Origin of the sequence: Micromonospora sp. URMC 103, assembly GCF_051386435.1 — a bacterium.
Lineage (GTDB): Bacteria > Actinomycetota > Actinomycetes > Mycobacteriales > Micromonosporaceae > Micromonospora.
Genome location: NZ_JBPQTR010000004.1, coordinates 845,291 through 861,094, shown reverse-complemented (window position 1 = coordinate 861,094; position 15,804 = coordinate 845,291). Strand labels below are relative to the sequence as shown.

The 15,804-nt window shown below is 68.5% G+C and carries 19 protein-coding genes, 1 tRNA gene and 2 pseudogenes; 6 read left to right on the top strand and 16 right to left on the bottom strand.

Annotation, left to right across the window (positions count from 1 at the left end):
• The first annotated feature begins 59 nt into the window (after positions 1-59).
• Complete coding sequence (locus ACSNOA_RS07670; RefSeq protein WP_436657230.1) at positions 60-590, top strand: hypothetical protein; 531 nt, start codon at positions 60-62, stop codon at positions 588-590.
• 228 nt (positions 591-818) lie between these two features.
• Here the strand turns inward: ACSNOA_RS07670 and ACSNOA_RS07665 are convergent, their stop codons facing one another.
• Together ACSNOA_RS07665 and ACSNOA_RS07660 are read right to left on the bottom strand one after the other, a co-directional pair.
• Entirely contained in the window at positions 819-1,274 is a 456-nt protein-coding gene (locus tag ACSNOA_RS07665) for a hypothetical protein (protein ID WP_436657229.1), read from the bottom strand.
• Positions 1,271-1,459 (bottom strand): hypothetical protein, encoded by a 189-nt coding sequence (locus tag ACSNOA_RS07660; RefSeq protein ID WP_436657228.1) that lies wholly within the window; start codon positions 1,457-1,459, stop codon positions 1,271-1,273. Before ACSNOA_RS07660 ends, ACSNOA_RS07665 begins: the two co-directional genes overlap by 4 nt.
• Before the next feature lie 208 nt (positions 1,460-1,667).
• Between ACSNOA_RS07660 and ACSNOA_RS07655 the strand changes: the two genes are divergently transcribed.
• Positions 1,668-1,919, top strand: a complete 252-nt coding sequence (locus ACSNOA_RS07655) for a tyrosine-type recombinase/integrase (protein ID WP_436657227.1) — start codon at positions 1,668-1,670, stop codon at positions 1,917-1,919.
• A 1-nt stretch (position 1,920) separates the two neighbouring features.
• Here ACSNOA_RS07655 and ACSNOA_RS07650 read toward each other — a convergent pair.
• The 4 genes and pseudogenes from ACSNOA_RS07650 to ACSNOA_RS07635 all read right to left on the bottom strand — a co-directional run.
• A pseudogene (locus tag ACSNOA_RS07650) lies at positions 1,921-2,229 on the bottom strand (site-specific integrase); the annotation flags it as partial.
• Positions 2,226-2,642 carry a helix-turn-helix transcriptional regulator gene (locus ACSNOA_RS07645; protein ID WP_436657226.1) on the bottom strand — a complete coding sequence of 139 codons (417 nt, stop codon included), beginning with the start codon at positions 2,640-2,642 and terminating at the stop codon, positions 2,226-2,228. The gene ACSNOA_RS07645 and the pseudogene ACSNOA_RS07650, both read right to left, overlap by 4 nt.
• Complete coding sequence (locus ACSNOA_RS07640; protein WP_436657225.1) at positions 2,639-3,550, bottom strand: DUF2637 domain-containing protein; 912 nt, start codon at positions 3,548-3,550, stop codon at positions 2,639-2,641. Before ACSNOA_RS07640 ends, ACSNOA_RS07645 begins: the two co-directional genes overlap by 4 nt.
• A gap of 384 nt (positions 3,551-3,934) precedes the next feature.
• Positions 3,935-4,816: a replication-relaxation family protein gene (locus ACSNOA_RS07635; protein ID WP_436657224.1), complete on the bottom strand. Its 882-nt coding sequence runs from the start codon at positions 4,814-4,816 to the stop codon at positions 3,935-3,937.
• Positions 4,817-5,299: 483 nt separating this feature from the next.
• Between ACSNOA_RS07635 and ACSNOA_RS07630 the strand changes: the two genes are divergently transcribed.
• Complete coding sequence (locus ACSNOA_RS07630; RefSeq protein ID WP_436658341.1) at positions 5,300-5,788, top strand: HAD domain-containing protein; 489 nt, start codon at positions 5,300-5,302, stop codon at positions 5,786-5,788.
• A gap of 113 nt (positions 5,789-5,901) precedes the next feature.
• On the opposite strand, the gene ACSNOA_RS07625 is transcribed toward ACSNOA_RS07630, so the two are convergent.
• From ACSNOA_RS07625 to amcA (ACSNOA_RS07600), 6 genes and pseudogenes are all read right to left on the bottom strand, one after another.
• Entirely contained in the window at positions 5,902-6,471 is a 570-nt protein-coding gene (locus ACSNOA_RS07625; RefSeq protein ID WP_436657223.1) for a kinase, read from the bottom strand.
• A gap of 15 nt (positions 6,472-6,486) precedes the next feature.
• Positions 6,487-7,149, bottom strand: coding sequence for a pentapeptide repeat-containing protein (locus tag ACSNOA_RS07620; protein ID WP_436657222.1), 663 nt, complete (start codon positions 7,147-7,149; stop codon positions 6,487-6,489).
• A 64-nt stretch (positions 7,150-7,213) separates the two neighbouring features.
• A pseudogene (gene amcA / locus ACSNOA_RS07615) lies at positions 7,214-7,395 on the bottom strand (multiple cyclophane-containing RiPP AmcA).
• Complete coding sequence (amcB, locus tag ACSNOA_RS07610) at positions 7,392-8,528, bottom strand: cyclophane-forming radical SAM peptide maturase AmcB (RefSeq protein ID WP_436657221.1); 1,137 nt, start codon at positions 8,526-8,528, stop codon at positions 7,392-7,394. The pseudogene amcA (ACSNOA_RS07615) and the gene amcB overlap by 4 nt, the downstream one beginning before the upstream one ends.
• Positions 8,525-8,872: a hypothetical protein gene (locus ACSNOA_RS07605; RefSeq protein ID WP_436657220.1), complete on the bottom strand. Its 348-nt coding sequence runs from the start codon at positions 8,870-8,872 to the stop codon at positions 8,525-8,527. The genes amcB and ACSNOA_RS07605 overlap by 4 nt, the downstream gene beginning before the upstream one ends.
• Positions 8,869-9,033, bottom strand: coding sequence for a multiple cyclophane-containing RiPP AmcA (gene amcA / locus ACSNOA_RS07600; protein WP_436657219.1), 165 nt, complete (start codon positions 9,031-9,033; stop codon positions 8,869-8,871). Before amcA (ACSNOA_RS07600) ends, ACSNOA_RS07605 begins: the two co-directional genes overlap by 4 nt.
• 369 nt (positions 9,034-9,402) lie before the next feature.
• On the opposite strand from amcA (ACSNOA_RS07600), the gene ACSNOA_RS07595 reads away from it, so the two are divergent.
• A complete protein-coding gene (locus tag ACSNOA_RS07595; RefSeq protein ID WP_436657218.1) occupies positions 9,403-10,629 on the top strand; it encodes a helix-turn-helix domain-containing protein in 1,227 nt (408 codons plus the stop codon).
• Between the two features lie 6 nt (positions 10,630-10,635).
• Here ACSNOA_RS07595 and ACSNOA_RS07590 read toward each other — a convergent pair whose 3' ends face one another.
• Positions 10,636-11,316 (bottom strand): YdcF family protein, encoded by a 681-nt coding sequence (locus tag ACSNOA_RS07590; protein ID WP_436657217.1) that lies wholly within the window; start codon positions 11,314-11,316, stop codon positions 10,636-10,638.
• 146 nt (positions 11,317-11,462) lie between these two features.
• Positions 11,463-12,260, bottom strand: a complete 798-nt coding sequence (locus ACSNOA_RS07585) for a DeoR family transcriptional regulator (RefSeq protein ID WP_436657216.1) — start codon at positions 12,258-12,260, stop codon at positions 11,463-11,465.
• A gap of 521 nt (positions 12,261-12,781) precedes the next feature.
• Here ACSNOA_RS07585 and ACSNOA_RS07580 point away from each other — a divergent pair.
• On the top strand, positions 12,782-13,672 hold the full coding sequence (locus ACSNOA_RS07580) for a hypothetical protein (RefSeq protein ID WP_436657215.1): 891 nt from the start codon (positions 12,782-12,784) through the stop codon (positions 13,670-13,672).
• On the opposite strand, the gene ACSNOA_RS07575 is transcribed toward ACSNOA_RS07580, so the two are convergent.
• Together ACSNOA_RS07575 and ACSNOA_RS07570 are read right to left on the bottom strand one after the other, a co-directional pair.
• Positions 13,662-13,958 (bottom strand): DUF4326 domain-containing protein, encoded by a 297-nt coding sequence (locus ACSNOA_RS07575; protein ID WP_357159288.1) that lies wholly within the window; start codon positions 13,956-13,958, stop codon positions 13,662-13,664. The two genes, ACSNOA_RS07580 and ACSNOA_RS07575, sit on opposite strands and share 11 nt — an antisense overlap.
• Before the next feature lie 278 nt (positions 13,959-14,236).
• Positions 14,237-14,312 (bottom strand) — tRNA-Lys (locus ACSNOA_RS07570).
• Positions 14,313-14,498: 186 nt separating this feature from the next.
• Between ACSNOA_RS07570 and ACSNOA_RS07565 the strand changes: the two genes are divergently transcribed.
• Positions 14,499-15,761 carry an Ig-like domain-containing protein gene (locus ACSNOA_RS07565; protein ID WP_436657214.1) on the top strand — a complete coding sequence of 421 codons (1,263 nt, stop codon included), beginning with the start codon at positions 14,499-14,501 and terminating at the stop codon, positions 15,759-15,761.
• Positions 15,762-15,804 lie beyond the last annotated feature (43 nt).

Here is a 15,804-nt window from a genome sequence, read left to right as displayed (position 1 = left end):
ATGAAGTTACACCAGGACGTACGGTCCTCCCCCGTCGGCGGGCCGGACATACTGTCGCCGTGCTTCAGCAGGGCGACAACGCAAAGAACCGGTACCTGGTTTGCCACGACTACGGCATGGGCGGGTTGTGGTGGTGGGTTTGGGCACGGTCGCCAGAGGAGATCCTCGACTCCGTCGCTGACGTGGAGGTCGTCACCGATGACGCCACCGTGAGGCGGGTAACCTCGTGGGATCTTGACGAGGTCCACCTCGATGCGCTGCCCGACGGTCCACTGGCCAGCCTTCGCGACCAACGGTCGGCCCATCGGGACCTCCCTGGCTACGGCGTACTGGCCAACCGCGGACTGGTGTACCTCCGGACCGCCTCGGCTGAGTACGACGACACGGCCCATCTCACCGAGTTGGGACCAGACGGTCGCCGCCTCCGCCAGGTCGAACAGCGCCCCGACGGTGACGCCCTCCGAACCGAAGACTGGCCATTCAACCCTCCCATCGACCTACGCGATCCGCAGTACGCGCCGATGGAGATCAGTGCGGAGGCATTTGAAGACGCCTGGCGACGCGCGCGACCAGACCCGGACGCCAACTAGCGAACCACCGCCGCTCACGTGTCAGCGGAGAAATCGTCTAGCCGGACGCGTCACCCACACCCAACATCTGACACCGATCCGTCACGTATCAAATGGAGCTCATCACGGTGCATCGGGTGCTGGTTCGGCACGGGCTGGTCCACCCGACGCCCCGCCGCGGCCGGGTCGCCGACTCGGGTGTCCTTCTTGGTGGTCAGGTGCGGGGAAAGTTGTCGAGACGATGCGGCGCTAGCCGACATCCAGAACCTCATCGTCGGCATGCGTGCCGAACTCGGCGACGCGCACCTCCGCAATGTGCTCGTACCGGCTGATCCGGTCGGTCCACTCCGCGTCGACACGGAACGCCACCTGTGCGAAGCCCACCCGGCGAACGGCCTCGGCCAGGCCCGGATCGCCAGCGGCCAGCAGCCGCACCGGCGCGTCAAGCGCCACGGTGTGCGGCGGCACGAAGTACTCGTCCGGCAGGACGGTGCGCGCATGGACGAGCGCACCGACAGCGACAACCGAGCCAGCCCCCAACCGTGCGCACTGCAAGATCGTCGCCGTGGTCGCCACATAGACGCACCTGCCGACCTCGCAGCCCAGCAGCGTGGCATGCGGCCCCACGAAGACGTGGTCGCCGACAAGCACCGGCTGATCGCCGGCGACCGAAGACCCGCGCAGCACCGCGTTCTCGCAGATCACCGCCGCCTCCCCGACCTCGATCCGAGACCCTCGGCATCGAGCACCGCACCGTACATCACCCGCGCCCTCGGCCCCACGCGGACATCACCGACCAGCGTGGCCGTCGGGGCGACGTAGGCGGTCGGATGGACCTGCGGATCATGCCCACGATGACGGATACGGATTCCCTGCGCTTCGGCGGTCATGAGCGGATTTTCGTCCGACTGACCGCGAGCAGGCTGGCGGATTTCAGACGTCGACCTGAACGCCGGACAGATGCGGGTGTGGTCAGCACCCGGCGAGAACGGCGTGACTTGGGTGGACCGAACACCACTTCATCCCCGCGAACTCGCTGCAAGACGATGCCGGCCGTCGTGGTCCAGGCGCTCAGGCGGCACTGCAACCTTCAGGAGCATGAGCGCAGCTTCGCCGATGGGCAGTGGGGGGAACCGCTTGGTGTTTACCACCGCCACCGGTCGCCACGTCGAACCGCGCAATCTGGACACCGCCTTTGGTCGGTTGATTGCTCGTGCCGGTGTCCGGCCAATCCGCTTTCACGACCTGCGGCACGCCTGCGCAACGCTGCTGCTTGCGGCAGGGGTGTCCCCAAGAGTCGTCATGGACATCCTCGGTCATTCACAGATCGCGGTGACCTTGAACAGCTGAGCTTGACGGCGGTTTCGATGAGGTCGCCGGTCTTGACCGTGACGTGCGAGTCGGTGGGGTCCGGGACGGCGAGCGCAGTCCGGATGCGGCCCAGGACGGCGTCGGCCTCGGCCTGAGTCGTGTAGGGCCCGTGGCGTAGCGGGCGCGGGTGCCGTCTGCGCTGGCGGGGAGTTCGATCTGCCAGTGCCATTTGGCCATGGTTGCGGGACCAGCCGCCGCCGGGCCGGCGAAGCTGGGGGCAGGAACGTCCCAGTCGCCGGCCCGTGGTGGTGTCGCGGCAGCCGCAGCGTTTGAAAATGCTTTCCTTCACTCATCGTCTCCTGGATGCTCTGGGCGGTGCCGCCAGCGATGGTGGGTGGAATCCGCTGGTGGCGGGGTCGTCGCATCCACGCTCACCTTCGCGTCGGGTTCAAGTCGCCGGCCGCCGTCGGCCGGAGCCGGCTTGTCGAGCAGGAGAAGCTGGAGGAGGCCGGCGACCGGGACGATGATGCGGCTGCCGGCGCGGATCAGGGGAGCGGGGAAGGCGTTGGTGGCGGCGAGCCGGTAGGCCTGGGATCGGCTGATCCCGAGGACGGAGGCGGCCGTGGCGAGGGTGGTGGTCACGCCGAGGGCGCGGACGCGTTCGACGGTCCACACCTCGCTGGCGACCGGCGCGACTGCGGCGGGCGCGATATTTGTCGTGGTGTCGGAGGTCTGCTCAGTTGGGTTCACGTAGCTGCTCATGATTCGGGGTTCTCCTGCCCGTTCGGTAGATGGCTGAGATGCGTGGGTTCGAGAAGACTCGCCGGTCGGGGCCGCCTCGGGCCGTCCAGCGCGCTGGCGTGCATCGCCTGCTGCTGACTTGACGGCGGTTGTGGCGTCAGGCTCACCGGCGGGGTTGGATCCTCCTGCGGCGCGGGCGGCGAGGCCACCTCAGCTTTGAGGATCTTGAGGAGTTCGGATACCCGGGTGTTGGACACGGTGTAGCCGGCTCCACGGAGGGCTTCGGCGAGCGCTGCCCGGGTCAGTGCCTGCCCGTCCGCGGCGAGTCGGTCCCGGACGCGTCGCGCCGCCGGCAGCAGCTTGGCCACGTCGCCGGCGTGCTGCGCGGACCGTCCCCTGCCAGCTTTGCGGTAACGGCGGTCCTGGCCCCGACGTTGATGGGCGGCAGCCGATAGGCCAACCGTCCGCGCGGCGGACCGCTCCCCCGCCGTACCGCCGGACCGCGTGCTCTCGGCCGGTCCGCCCTGGGGCGCGGTTTGCGTGGGCTGGTCCGGCAGATGGTCCGCGGTCCGGGCGGCGTTGGGTGAGGGCTTGGTGCCGGCGTAACCGAGGGCGACCTTGACCATAACGAGGAAACCGAGCGCGGGCACGGCCGCGGCGATCCAGCCGATCGGCGACGGCTCGGCCTCCACGACCTGCGCGGCGAGAGACAGCGTGACCGCGCAGGCCAGCACACTCGCGGGAAACAGCGTCGAGGCGTGGGCGCGTTTGCGTCGGCGCAGCTCCAGGCCGGAGGCGATAGACATCAACTCCAGAACGATCGCGTCAGCCCAGGCCAGCCATCCCGGTTGGCCGTGCGCGGCGGCCACGTTATGGACGTGGGTGAAGCTGGCCGCTCCGGCCGCCCCGCCGATGGCCAGCATGATCACGACCTGAACGGTGCCCTCGACGCGGCTGCCGCGGGGACCAGCGTCCGGGTCAGGTGCCGGTGCCGTCGTAGCGGGCCACCTCCTCCGAGCGGATGGTGGCGAAGTTTCGTCCGTCCCCTCTATAGGGCTGGACAGGCGCGCGGACGGTCCCAGGGTCGTCGTCCGGGACCGTGGTGGCGGACGGGGACCAACCGCCGGTCCCGGACCGTCCGCGCTCGGCGCGCGACGATACCTCCGCCCTGTCGCTGCCGGAAGGGATCGGCACTGTCACCGATCTGTCGAGTCCAGCGGACCGGGCGCTGACAGATCGGTGAGAGTGGCCAGGTCTTGCTGTCGCCCGCAGGCCAGAGGTACCGTCCGCGGCCATCTTGCCGCTGCCGGGCATCACGCCGCCTCACCCGCCCGTCCAAGGTCAACGACATACGACGCCAGGTCGACCAGCCGCCGCTGCCCACCCCCGCCGGGCACGGCCCAGACCGCCTCAGCGGGACACAGACCTGCCGTAGCGGCGTGGTCGCGAGCCCCGGTAGCGGCGAGCGCCCGTAGTGGCGTGTCGGCGAGTAGGCGGCGCAGATTGGCCTCTCGGGCGGCGGAGTGCAACCAGAACAACAGCGGCCACGCCCGGTCGATTGTGGCGAACAGCTCCCGGTAGCCGGCGAGCTTGCCGATCAGAACCGACAGCGGCTCGGTTCCGGTGTCGTACTCGACGAAGAACGGGACCGTGACGTTGTTCTCGACCCAGAGGCCGTAGCCGTCCGGGCGTACCCGCGGCTGGTAGGCCCGCACCAGGATCGGGTCCTCTCGACGGGCGAACGTGCCAACCCGCTGGCAGACCGCCTCCGGTAGCCACTCCGCCAGCTTGACACCAGGGTGAGTGCGGGCGTAGCCGGCCAGGTCAGTGAAGAAGCCGTTCACTCCGAGCCGGTGCGCCAGGCTCCGGCTCGATGTCCAGCGTCGCCGCTCTACGCGGGCGTGGTCGCGCCGGGGTGGCCGCTCGTCCCGGCTGGCGGCGACGATCTCGGCCCCGAGCTGGTCGATGACGTAGCGGTACGGGTACGAGCCCCCGTCGGCGCGCTGCGGCCGGAACCGGGCCACCAGCCGCAACCGGTACAGCGTGCGCAGCCGGCGCTGGCAGAAGTCCAGCGATGGGAACAGCGCCTGGGCGATCTGGAACGACGTCAGCACCCCGTGGTCGTACAACCAGCCCAACAACACCCGGTCACGGTCGGTCAGCTGCGACTGGACCCGCAGAACCGGATCATCCACCAGCCACCACCTCCCTCGACGCGGATGCCGCTCCCCAGGGGGAGAGACCCGTGACCAGGCAGGGTCTGTCGCAGCACAGCCAGCCAGTGTTGACAGGCGGGCTGACCTGCGGTGTGAGAAGGAACAGGGGGTCCGTTCGGGGGTCCGGCTGAAGACTGACGTCAACGCTGACGCCAAGCCCGACCCCCCAACGGGGATCAAGCCGGAAGTCGTCACTGCCAACGACTACGGCGGTAGTTGAAGGTGTGGACGAAAGCAAGAGAACTCCTTGGTCGAAGTTTTGAGATGTGGTGCTGGCGGCGCGGCCGGGGCACAACATGCCCGCTTGCCGGGGCGGAAAGAATCCGGTGAGATGCGCGGCCGACCCTGCCGACTGCCAGGAGCGCCAGCTAGACGAATGAACTTGGTGGAAGCACGCGGAGGTAGTTGGTGAGCGGGGTGAGAGCTAGCCTCTGGGTCGTGTCCGCCCCTGCGCCGCGTCCGTTGCTGTTCCTTGATGTGGACGGCACCTTTATCCCGTTCGGTACACCCACGGCGGCTTCGCCGGGCATGTCGCGTGACCACGGCGAGGCACCCGTCCTGCCGGCCGACGCCCATCCCCTGCTGCACAAGGTCAATCCGGAACACGGCCGCTGGCTGGAGGCCCTGCCGTGTGATCTTGCATGGGCGTCGACCTGGATGAGTGACGCGAACGACGTGCTCGCGCCACTGCTCGGGTTGCCGACCCTGCCAGTCGTGGACTGGCCCGACTCTGACGAGGTTGGCGTTCTGCACTGGAAGACCCGTGGGCTGGTCGAGTGGGCGCAGGGGCGCCCCTTCGTCTGGGTCGACGACGAGATCTCCCACGCCGATCAGGAGTGGGTGTCGACTCATCACCACGGTCCGGCCCTGCTGCATCGGGTCGATCCACGTCGCGGGCTGACCGAGGACGACTTCATTGTCATTGAGAGCTGGCTCATGCGGGCGCGGTAGGGCGAGCTCCATGCCGTCGCGGTCGCCATGCTTGACGGCTGTCGAGCCACTCGGGACCGACGTTGGCAAACGGTGCGCCGGAACGGCCGCGCTGCCAACCAGGCCGGGCTCCTCTACGGGGACGGAACGTTCGGAAGCAGGTCGTCGTCGCGTCGGGTCTGGGGTAGCCCGACGGCAGCCGCGATGGCCTCGACGGCCTCGTCCAGGGTGGTGGTCTCGGGTAGGACGAGTTCGTCGGGCCAGGCCAGGACGTCGTGAGTGATGTACCAGCCGCTCATGTGCTCGGCGGTGAACTCACTGGCCTGCGGGCGGGTGAGGTGCCGGCGCAGGGTCTCGGCCAGGGACACGTCGAGGTAGCAGAACAGAGACCGCCCCCGGTGACCATCACGCAGGGCCGTCAGCATGCTTCGGTAGCGGCTGCTGTGCAGGATGCCGTCCAGTACCACGTGGTAGCCGTGGTCGAGGGCGAACCGGACGGTCTGCGCGATCAGCGCCGGCGCGATGCCGCCGGGCAGGTCCCGCTCGCGCAGCACGATGCGGCGCAGGTAGTCCTGCTCGACCAAGGCGCAGCCCCGGCCGTGCCGGCGCCGCAGCTCCCGAGCGATGCTGCTCTTGCCCGAGCCGGAGTTGCCCCGAATGCAGACGAGGATCGTGTCCGGGCTGCCAGTGGGTTCAGCGAGCACGATGCACCCTCGGGTTCACTCGTTGCGGACCGTGAGGTCGAGGACGTCGATGGTCAGCTGGGTGAGGTCAGGAAGCTGCCCCCGGCCGACGGTGACGCTGCGCAGGTTGTCGAGGGACGTCTTCAGCCCGTGGAGGCGGCTGCCCCTCAGGTCTGCGCCGACGAGGTGGCAGGAATCCAGTTCCAGGCCAGCGAGGTCACATGACCGCAGCACCAAACCAGGTAACCGGCAGGAAGACCACGCACCGTTCGTGAGAATGCAGTCGGTGAACGCGACCGAGCCGCTGGCGGCGACGCGCTGGAGGGTGGCGTAGTCGAAGCGGCAGCCGTCGAACAGGACGTCCTTGAGGCGTACGTCGGTGAGTCTGGTGCCGGTGAACCGTGAGCCGGTGATGGCGCAGCGTTCGATTGTGATGCCGGTCAGGGTCGCGCCGGAAAAGTCGGTGCGGGTGATCTCGCAGCCGTAGAGGCTTCCGGCTTCCCAGGTGCTCTCGCTGAGGTCCACGCCTGTGATCAGGCTGCTGCGGATGCTGGCGTCCTCAAGGTGCGCACCGTGCCACGCTGCGCCCTCGACGAGGGCTTCGGTGAGGCCGTCGGCCAGGTGCGTCGTGTTGTCGAGGTCGTCCGGTTCGAGGTCCGGCAGCAGGACCTTCACGTCGCCGATCGTGGTGGTGCGCATGTGTCCTCAACCTGTGTAGGCGCGGGGTGGGCACGCCACCCCACGCGTCCCGTGGTGGTGGTGGCTACTTCTTCTTGTTCCAGTTGTCCCAGCCGGGTCGACTGTCGAACTTACCCTTGTTGTCCCAGGTGGGACGGTTGTCGAACTTCGCCGCGTCGATCGACGCTACCGACCGCTGGGGGTCGACGCCGAGGCGGGCGAGTTGCTCGGGTGCGGCGTGATGAGGGTCGCGAGGGCGTTGGTCATGGTGCTCCTCCCTGAGGGGTGAGGTGGTCCGCGGCGGCGCGGACGAGGGCCTGTCGGGTGGTTCGGCAGTAGGTGGTCTCGCGGGCGGTGAACGTCGCGTGCTCGAAGTAGCGGTTGCCGGCCTGAGCGCCACGGCAGAAGTCGTAGAAGGCGCAGTGGTCGGCGCAGTCGTTGAGGGCTGTTACGAACTCGGCGACGTAGTCCAGGTCGCCGGAGCGGGCGAGCATGGCGGTGATGGGCTGGTGGAGGACGTTGCCGGCGATGAAGTCGCCGTATCGCGGCTCGGTGATGTCGAGCAGTTCCGGTGACAGCAACACCACCTGCCCATCCCACGAGACGGTCGGGATCGGCTCGTACGGCGCGTGGTTTACGCGCCCGGCACGGGTGGCGGCGAGATAGTCGGTCAGCCGGTCCACGTCGCGGATCCGCAGCGGGTTGCCGCCGACGCGACGATTGATGAGGTGCTGCCAGAATCGATACGCGGCATCCTCGGACACCGGTGCCCGGTCGGCGCCCTCCTGCTCTTCGATGTTGAAGCCGACCGACTCGCAGCCGGGCAGGCCGGTGAAGAAGTCGACGAGGGCTTCCGCGTGGTCGATGGTTTCCGGTGTGACCACACAGATCACCGAGTAACTCAGCCCCGCTTCGGCCAGGGTCTGCATGCCGCCCAGGGTTCGGGCGTCCGTCGGGTTGCCGGCCCGGTCGAGGCGGTTCCGGTTCAACGCGCCCGGTCCGTCGATGCTGACCCCGACCTCGAAACCGTAGGTAGTGAACAGCTCGCACCACTGGCGGTTGATCAGTGTGCCGTTGGTCTGGATCTCGTGACGCACCATTCCCGCGCGCCGCAGCTCCTCGAACGGGGCCAAGAGATCCCGGAACAGCCCGATGGGTGTGGCGGTGGGTTCGCCCCCGTGCCACACGACACTCACGGGATGACTGCTGTTCTGCTGGGCGATCGACTCGGCGCAGGCATGCGCGACCGCGCCGCTCATCAGGCGGAGGGATCGTCGGTCGGGCAGGTAGCAGTAGGTGCAGTCGAGGTTGCAGAAGCTCGTCGGCTGCACGACCAGGGTGTGGAAGCTGCCGGCGACCGCCGGCTGGCCGGTCGCGTTGATGAGGCCGATGCCGTTCACGAGGAGGCCTCCTCGATGCTGGCGGTCGTGGTGGTGCTGACGCGGTAGGCGTGGGTGTGGCGGGCCGGCCAGCCGAGGAACCGGTCGAACATGTCGGCAGCGGTGCCCGTGACGCTCGGGTTGAGCCGGTGCAGGTCGTCGATCGCGTCGTGCAGGCAGCCGGCCAGGTAGAGGAACAGGCTCACCGGCACTTCCCGGTACTCGGCTAGGAGCGCGAGCTTCGCTGCGCCGCAGGGCCACGGCTGCCCGCACCGTCGGCACCGCCACAGCGGACGCATCGGCAGATGTTCCACCTCGGTTGGCGCGAGCCGGTTCGCCGCGAGACGGCGCTGCGGCCCGGTCACCGGCGACCGCCCTCGCGGGCCTGCTGCTCGAACAGCCGACGCCACACGAAGGTGAGCAGCGGCGGATCAGCGGGCCAAACCTGCCCCTGCTTGGACGTCCACCCGGGCTCGGGGCACCGGGACTGGCCAGCCATGGCATTACGCGAGACGTATACGGTCATGCCGCCACCCCCACCAGGGGCGATGGGCGGCGGGCTCGCCGGGGGAATGGCGAGCCCGCCGCCGCACCACGGCGGCTGGGAGCAGACCGCCGATCACCCACCCACACAGCCCTCATGGCGGTACGCAGGCGGGGAAAGCGCCGAGACAGGTCGCTCCCGGACGGGCCGAGCCAGCGGCCCAAGCCGTGGTGTGGTGCGCCGCTCATCGATCCCTCCATCTGCAGCTCCCTGCCAGTCATCCCCGACACCGGCATCGACACACGCCGGTGATCCGGGGTGAACTGAACGTAGGGGCGGTCCGTACGGAGGACCGGGAAAATCCGTACCGGGTCCGGCGGCCTTCAGCGGGAAGGGTGAGGTGTGCGAGGGATGACGGACGACATGACGATCGGCCAGCGCGTCGCCTTCTACCGGCGGAGGCGAGGGCTCTCCCAGGAGGTGCTGGCCGGTCTGGTCGGCAAGACGCAGGAGTGGTTACGCAAGGTCGAGACGAACCGGGCCGACCTGGACCGGCTGTCGGTCATACGCGCAATCGCCAAGGCCCTCGACGTGTCCCTCGGCGACCTGATCGGCGCCCCGAGCCTGTTCGAGTGGTCGGACGACTCCGGACGCGAGACCATCCCCGCCTTGCGGGCCGCGCTTCACGACTATCGTCACCTCGCGCCGGCGCTGGCCAGCACGGGAGACGTCGAGGCACCCGCCCTGCGCGAGATCGAGAACGACGTCGCCGAGATCTGGACCGCCTACCAGCACTCGCGGTACGGCACCCTCGCCCGCCGACTGCCCTACCTCATCCACGACTGCCTCACCGCCACCGAGGCGTACGACGGAGACGACGGCCAGCGCGCGCACGCGATGACCGCATACGCCCACCAGCTCGCCGCGTTGTTCCTCACCAAGCTCGGCGAAGGTGACCTCGCGTGGACCGCCGCCAGCCGAGGCTTGGCCGCCGCCAACGCCAGCCACGACCACGTCGTCATCGGCTCACTTAGCCGCTCCGCCGCGCACTCGCTCGCCTCCATCGGCGAGTACGCCCAAGCCCTGGGCCTCGCCGCCACGGCGGCGCGGTTCCTGGAACCCCGGCTCGTCAGGCCGACTCCGCAGCTGCTGTCGGTCTACGGCAGCCTGCACCTCGTCTGCGCGCTCGCCGCCGCTCGAAACGACGACCGCGCCTCCGCCGACACCCACATCACCGAAGCCGATACCGCCGCGCGGCGGCTCGGCGCCGACGGCAACCACGTGTGGACCGCGTTCGGGCCGACCAACGTGTCGATCCACAAGACGACCGTGGCGATGGAACTCGGCGATGTGCAACGCGCCATCGCCATCGGCGCCCCACTCGACACCAGCACCGTGCCCGTCGAGCGGCAGGTTCGCCACGCCATCGAAACCGCCCGAGCCCTCGCCCGGTGGAACCGCATCGACGACGCGCTCGCTGCGCTCATAGACGCCGAGACCCTCGGGCCCGACCAGGTGCGCTACCACCAGCTCTCCCGCGACCTCGTCCGGGACATCCTCACCCGCCCCCGGCCACCACGACTGGCCGTCGAACTCAGCGACCGAATGGGCGTCCGGACGGGAGGACCGCGCTGGTAGCTGGGCTCAGATCAACCGGCTCGTGTAGCCGGCCGCCACCAGGCGCTCGAAGGCCGCCCGCACCTCGTCCGGCATCTCCTGCGGGATCGCGAACCCGCGCTCGGCGTACACCTCGATCCGCTGCGTGTCGCCGACCAGCATGTCCACCACCCGCCGCGGGTCGCCGATGCTGCGCACGTAGTCGTCCAGTTCTAGTGGATTCGAGGCGCACACCACATCGGCCTCCGGCCAGATCAGCCTGCAGGTGGCGTAGGCCCGACGCTGTTGGTAGGGCCGCGACATGATCAGCACCGACTTCACCGGAATCTGGTGTTCGGTCAGGAGCTGACGCGAGTACTCCAGGTTCTGAGCGGTGTTCGTGGCACGCGGCTCCACGAGAATCGCTTCCCCGGGTACGCCCTGCTCGATGGCGTACTCGCGGTAGTGCACTGCTTCTCCACGCGGAAAACGCTCGACGGTCGTCGGGGCGTTCGCGCCGGTGAACACGATCCTGGGGAACAGGCCCTCGTGAAACAAGCGCGTCGCGACGACAGCCACCCCGAGGTCATGACTGCCCAATCCGATCCCCACGTCGCACGGGCGCAACTCGTGACGCATGTCGTGGTAGCGCCACAGCGTCTCCACATCAGCCCGGATCGCGTCAGGGATCGCCTCGGCAGGTGCCTCTGCATGCCGGTTCATCAGCACCTACCAGGTCCGGTCCGCGCTGGTTCCCTCATGCCGCCAGCGTAGGGCTAGCAGGGCAGCAGGACGCCGCTGACTCCAGCACCACGCCGCTGACCTCGTCAGGACCAGAGGGCTGGCGGCGGCCAAGGCATCATGAAGGGGTGCGGTCAGTATCCGACCTCGACGAGGCAACGCCTGCCGCCTTCGCCCGGCACCTGCCACACCTGCTCGTCCGGCCAGTGGCGATACAACAGCTGCCGTGTGGTCGTGGCGACAACGTTCGGCAGCGGCCCACGAAACAGGTCGGCCTGCAGTCGTTCCTCCCGCTCGGCGTCCTGCGCGATCAGCAGAACCGCCCCGACCGGCACCAGCCGGTCCGCACGCCGGTAGCCGGCCAACAGTCCACCCAGCCCTGACGCCGGCCGCTCATGCTCGGCGACAACGTCGCCGACCGGGCCACGGTCGACGTGTACCAGGAACCGCAGGCACCGCCCGTCCTGCAGCCATATGCCGTAGCCGTCGGCCCGCAACTGCGCGAGGTCGTGCTGGCGCAACCATGACGAGGTCTCCATCGTCGCCAGCCACTGGAACAGCTCGCACCGCCCCGGGTTGCGCCGTGACACTTCGATCAACGGCAGGAACAGCAGGGCATCCGCCCTGCCGGAGGGCCGCTGACCCAACCGCAGCGGAACCGGCCGCCCCGACGCCGTCAGGGCGCGGCGGAGCACCTCCGTCCCCTCGGCCGTGACCTCGTACCACCAGGTGTGGGTCCGGTCCTCCGCCGAGCGTTCACGGCGCACCAGCCCCGCCTCGTGCAGCCACACCAGGTCGCGGTGGGCCGTCAGCCGCGACACCGCACAGACGAGCGCCACGTCCAGCGTCGACGCGGAACCGTGCTGCGCCAGGTACGACAGGATCCGCCACCGCCGCGGGGACAACCGCCGCGCGGCACCCTGGTCGCCCATCCCCTGATGATCCCTCCGAGCCCCGGCGGTCCGACATCCTGTTTCCCACAGCTGCAACAGAGAGTGATCGATGCTCTGACCGGGAGATCGGAAGTTGGGACCGCCGTGGCCGGAGACAGCGCCCGCCGTGGGCCGTTGGGCCAGGCGTCGGCGAGCCGTGCGAGCACCCACATACCAAACCGTGGTTTTGGGGCCGATTTTGGAGATCACTGTTCAATGAATCAGCCGAAGAGCCGAGGACGAAGGAAGCGAAGCGGTTAAACCGGGCCACCAAAAGTTGATCTCCACGGAGTGCACCGCACCGCGGTACCGATCGCCAGAAATGCCTGGCGCGCGCCTTCCCGGCTCAGCGAGAAGCGTCACCCACCGAGACAGTGGTTACTGAAAGTGATCAATTCAGGAGAACTCTCCGCGCCAGCGTTCGGCTGGACAGCCGCCTTCGCCCCCGGCCAGCTAGCGCCGGATCCCCAGATGTGAGACTGTCTATGTAACTAACAGTGTATGTTCAGATGCGTTGAGCAATGTGGGTGGTTCCGTTGGAACAGCTTCCGTTGTGGGGACCGAGCACCGACGAAGAGCCGAGATCGAAGCCAGTCCTGGCACGACCAGCAAAACTGCGCCTCCTGATCACGGTGAAAGCGGCACCCAACCCCTCCGCGCGGTACGGGGAGACGGTCTGCGTCGGGGCACTGGGCATGGACCCACCCTGGACGGGCTGGATTCGCCTCTACCCGGTCCACTATCGAGACCTCGACGACGACGGCAAGTTCCGCAAGTACGACATCATCCACGTCGACGCACTGCCAGCCAGGCAAGACCAGCGACGCGAGAGCTGGAAGCCGATCGTGGACACCATCACCACCGAACGGCACCTCGCCAGTCGGCAGTCGCGTCGAAACCTCCTCGATCCACTCGTCGAAGACTCCATGTGCCGGCTCAACAAACAGGCCCGCGACGACCCGAGCGCACGATCGATCGCTCTCATTCGCGCGGCCGACATCTCGGCGCTTCAGGTCAAAGCACACCCCGGCTGGTCGGTGGAGGATCGCAGGAAGATCACTGGCTACCTCAACCAGCTCGATCTCCTGGAACCGGCCAAGCGCAGCCCGCTTCAAGCACCGCGCTTCACCGGTGCCTACCGCTACCGCTGCGCGGACCGTCGTTGCCGCGGTCACCAGCAGACCCTCTGGGACTGGGAGTTCGTCGCCCTACAACGCCGTCTGGACCAGCTCACCGACGCGGAGGCGATGGAGCAGCTGAGAGACAAGTTCCTTACCCAGCTCTGCGCCGCCGACCGCGACGTCGCCTTCTATGTAGGAAACCAAGCGGCAAGACCGCAGTCCTTCAGCATCGGCGGTGTCTACGCACCAAGACGGCCTAACGCGCGATACCGGTTGCACCTCAACCGATGATGTCGGCCAGCACGTCGGCATGGCACGCATCCTCGACGCGGCACCAGCACGCCAACTGCTTCCCCGTCAGTTCCCGCCGCGCCCGGTCAACAAGGGCCGGCTGCCCCACAAGCCACTGCCGATAGAGACGTAACGCCTCCGCCCGATCATGCTTTCGCAGGCTGAACGGATTGGCCCAGGGAGAACGCCGCAACCCGAACCCCTGCCGCCCCACATACACGGCACCCGGCGGAACCACCGGGTGATAGAGATCTCCCTGCACACGAACCCGCGGCTGTCCCCCCACGCCGCCAGCGTAATCGCCAACGACCGGCTCCGCGTGGCTGCCCAAATGAAGCCCGTCGCCCCTGGGCGAGCGGATGCGCCAATGACCCCAAGGGCCCGATGCGGGCTGGCCACCTCAGAAATGACGATGAGCGCAGGCGTCCACGCAACAACGATATGTCCCAGCAACGCAGGCCCGGTCCAACGGCTTCCGAGCACCCACCGAGCGACCATCCACCAGCGGCGTACACGAAAAAGGCTCCGGCCGGGTGGAAACCACCAGGCCAGAGCCCTTATTGCTGGTGCGCCGCCAGGGACTCGAACCCCGAACCCGCGGATTAAGAGTCCGCTGCTCTGCCAGTTGAGCTAGCGGCGCTCGCTGGCAACGGGGAGAACCTTAGCACGGCCCCGGAGAGGGGTTCCAATCCGATACCCGGCTCCCCCCTTCGGGCGAGCTTAACGGGCAAAACGGCCAAACACCCCAGCCGGACAAGGCAGGGGTCCTGCGGAAACGTCGGGATAGGGCACGATGTCCGCCAGGCACGTGAGAGCAGAGGTGGGAATGGGCAGGTTCACGCGGGCCGGGGCGGTGGCGGGTGCCCTGGTCCTGGCGGCGTCGCTGGCACTGACCGGCTGTGGCGACGACCAGCAGAAACCGTCGTTCGTCGGCGGCGCGACACCGAGCAGCGCCGTCGATGCGGCGTCCGGCGGGCCGGTGGCGCCGTCCACGCCCGCGGGTCCGCCGTTGACGCTCAGCCCGGCCGACGGCGCGAGCAACCGGCCGATCAGCACCGAGATCAGCGCCGAGCTGCCGGACGGCGGCAAGGTGTCCGAGGTCACCCTGACCGGCGCCGACGGCAAGCGGGTCGAGGGGAAGCTGCGTACGGACGGCTCGTCGTGGGTGCCGAACAACGCGCTGAAGTACGGGACCCGCTACACCGCCACCGTCACGTCCACGGGCGCGGACGGCGCGACCCGCCAGGGCACGAGCACCTTCACCACGATGAAGAAGCCGAAGTCGACAGTCGGTTCCGGCCTCTACCTCTTCGACGACAAGACCTACGGCGTCGCCATGCCGGTGGTCGCCGAGTTCCATCCGGGCATCCCGAAGAAGGACCGCGCCGCCGTGCAGAAGCGGATGTTCGTACGGACGGACCCGCCGCAGCCGGGGGCGTGGCACTGGGTCGACAACGGCAGCCAGGCGTACTACCGGGCGCCCGAGTACTGGAAGCCCGGCACCACGCTGACCGTCCGGATCGCGCTCGCCGGCGTCCCGCTGAGCAACGGCCGGTACGGCGACGTGGACCGCAAGGCGACCGCGAAGATCGGCCGGTCCTTCGTCATGAAGGTCGACAACGCCACCAAGCAGATGACGGTGTACGAGGGCGGCAAGGTGATCCGCACCCTCCCGGTGAGCTTGGGCAAGAAGAGCACCCCCTCCTCCAGCGGCACGATGGTCGTGATGGAGAAGAAGGAGAAGACCGTCTTCGACACCCGCGACGATCCGGACCCCGCCAACCGCTACGTCACCGACATCGAATTCGCCCAGCGTCTGACCTGGGGCGGCGAGTACATCCACGCGGCGCCCTGGTCCGAGCACGTGCAGGGCCGGCAGAACGTCTCGCACGGCTGCGTGAACGTCTCCATGGCCAACGCCCGCTGGCTGTTCGAGAAGACGAGGATCGGCGACCCGATCACCATCAAGGGCACCGAACGCCGGCTGGTCGCCGGCAACGGGTGGACCGCCTGGAGTCTCAGCTGGTCGGACTTCGTCAAGGGCAGTGCCCTGCCGGTGCCCAAGGGCGGGGCCGGTCCCGCGGTCTGACACCCCACCGCAGGGCCGGCCGACCGGCGCCGGCCCTGCGGCC